At 68.1% G+C, this 2,166-nt stretch carries 2 protein-coding genes and 1 pseudogene; 2 read left to right on the top strand and 1 reads right to left on the bottom strand.

Translation table 11 applies throughout. The features are described 5' to 3' along the window. Positions 1-27: 27 nt before the first annotated feature. Positions 28-621, bottom strand: a complete 594-nt coding sequence (locus ABZ453_RS51085) for a TetR/AcrR family transcriptional regulator (RefSeq protein WP_359026911.1) — start codon at positions 619-621, stop codon at positions 28-30. Positions 622-735: 114 nt separating this feature from the next. On the opposite strand from ABZ453_RS51085, the pseudogene ABZ453_RS51080 reads away from it, so the two are divergent. Both ABZ453_RS51080 and ABZ453_RS51075 read left to right on the top strand, forming a co-directional pair. After that, positions 736-1,293 (top strand): annotated as a pseudogene (locus ABZ453_RS51080) (4Fe-4S binding protein); the annotation flags it as partial. Continuing rightward, positions 1,290-1,994, top strand: a complete 705-nt coding sequence (locus tag ABZ453_RS51075; RefSeq protein ID WP_359026909.1) for a DUF3533 domain-containing protein — start codon at positions 1,290-1,292, stop codon at positions 1,992-1,994. The pseudogene ABZ453_RS51080 and the gene ABZ453_RS51075, both read left to right, overlap by 4 nt. The last annotated feature ends 172 nt before the right edge of the window (positions 1,995-2,166 follow it).

The raw sequence follows: 2,166 nt of genomic DNA, 5'->3' as shown, positions 1-2,166 counted from the left end.
CTCCGGCCTTGAGTGAGTTGCCGACCGTTAGTCGTGGTCGTCCGGCTCGCGGTATCCGTCGGCGACGAGTGCTCGCAGTCGGTCGAGCGATTCTCCCGCTGCGCCGGTGCCCTTGATCCAGGCGATCGAGCAGGCCGCGAGGAACAGGTCGTAGCCCGTTGCGGAGGCACGTACGTACCCGGTGCTCTGTGCGGCTCGCACGTACCCGTCGGTCGTGGCGATGAGCTCGTCACAGGGGACGGTGAGCGGGTTGTCCGGGTCCTGTGCCCGGGTTGCCGCCATGAGGGGTTCCGGCAGTCCGCTGTAGGCGCTGAGGTAGTCCTCCATGGCGCGCAGCCACTGCGTCAATGCCGTGCCGGCGTCGTCGATGCCGGTGATGTCCTCGCGGCGGGCCTGGAGTTCCTCGGTGCGGGACTGGAGTACGGCCGCCAGCAGGGCCTCGCGGGTGGGGAAGTGCCGGTACAGCGTCCCCGGTCCGACGCCCGCCTCCTTGGCGACCGCTTCCAGTGACGTACCGATTCCGTCCCGCAGGAAGTGGCGCTGGGCGGCCTCCAGGAGGGCCGCGCGATTGCGCTGCACGTCGGCACGGGGTTTGCGCTCTTGTTGTCCCCTGGCGTTCACGCATCCTCCTGTGATTTTCCGGTCCAGCGGGCCGATCGAAAGCGGAGGCTACCTCCGAGCTGTTCACACAGTAAACCGGAGGCATCCTCCGGTCAAGCTGGATGCCGTTTTCGCCTGCTGGTCACAGTCCTGGTGGACGCGGAGGTGAGCGCGTACGGGCAGGCGCTGGACTACAACCCTTGTATCGACTGCAGGTTGTGCGTCGCGGCCTGCCCGGTCGGCGCCATCCACAAGGACGGCGCCTTCGACGGGCTGGCCTGCACCACGCACAACTACCGGGAGTTCATGAGCGGGTTCACCGACTGGGCGCAGACCGTGGCCGACAGCGAGGACGCGGCCGACTACCGCTCGCGGGTCAGCGATTCCGAGAGTGCCTCCATGTGGCAGAGCCTGTCCTCGCCGCCCGGCTACAAGTCGGGCTACTACGTTGCTGTCTGCCCCGCTGGCGAGGATGTCCTGGGGCCGTACCTGGACGACCGCAGGACCTTCATGGACACCGTGCTGCGTCCGCTCCAGGAGAAGCAGGAGACCCTGTACGTCCTGCCGGGCTCCCACGCGCAGGAGTATGCCCGACGCCGCTTCCCTCACAAACCCGTCAAGCAAGTCACCGGCGGCTGGCGGCTTCCGGCGAAGCGGTCCGCGTCGCCCGACCGAGAGACACGTACGTCATGAGTGGCAGTCACCCCTTCTGTGTCCTGCGAAGGAGCTGCCGGTCGGCCTGGCAATGCGGACAAGGGGGCCTCTGCCGGCGGCAATCAGGTCGACCTCGGGGCTCGGATCGCCGAGTCGATCAAGACGTCCACCGCCGACGGGGACAAGAACGGCGCCTGCACCGCCCGCTGATCCGAGCGACCAGGGTCCAGACCCTCGCCATCAGCAGCACCCTCATGGTCGTACTGTCTCTGCTGCTGGGCACCCTGGTCCTGGCCGGCGCGGTCGGCATCATGGGGATGAACTCCACCCACCTGCTCCTGCTGTGGCTGTACTCGGTGTGTGCCATTGCCGTCACCGGGACCGGCACCCTCACCCTCCTCGCCGTCTTCGGCACGCCCAGCATGCTGGTGGTCACGCTGGTGTTCATCGGAATGGCGGTACCCACGGTCGGCGCCACCACCCCCATCGAGGCACTGCCCGGCTTCTACCGCTCCCTCGCGAAGGTCGAGCCTCTCCGGCAGATCACCGGCGGGATCCGCTCGATCCTCCACTGCGACGCTCAAGGCGACGCAGGTCTAACTCGCGGCTCGGTCATGATGGCCGTCGGCCTCGTGGCGGCCGCCCTGTTCGGCTTCGGCGTGCTCGGCTGGTACGACGGCAAGGGGCTGCATCGCGTCCCTGCGACGACGACGCCCGAGAAGTCCGCCGCACCGGCGTAGCGGCAGGTCACCCAGGACGGGCCATTACTCGGAGTGGCCCCGGTGTGTCCGCCCTGTTGGGGACGACAGGCGTGCACACCAACATGGCTCGGCGACGGCCTTCCCCCCAGGCCGCGCCCATGGTCTGTTTCCTTCTTGTCCTGATGGCACCTGGCGGACGCGTACAGCGGCC

This window comes from Streptomyces sp. NPDC005799 (genome assembly GCF_040630525.1).
Taxonomy (GTDB): domain Bacteria; phylum Actinomycetota; class Actinomycetes; order Streptomycetales; family Streptomycetaceae; genus Streptomyces; species Streptomyces griseorubiginosus_B.
This window is presented reverse-complemented; position numbering and strand designations above follow the sequence as displayed.

What these genes read in the sequence shown, in the direction of transcription:
- ABZ453_RS51075 (WP_359026909.1), top strand. Translation starts at nt 1,290, where the DNA reads ATGAGTGGCAGTCACCCCTTCTGTGTCCTGCGAAGGAGCTGCCGGTCG.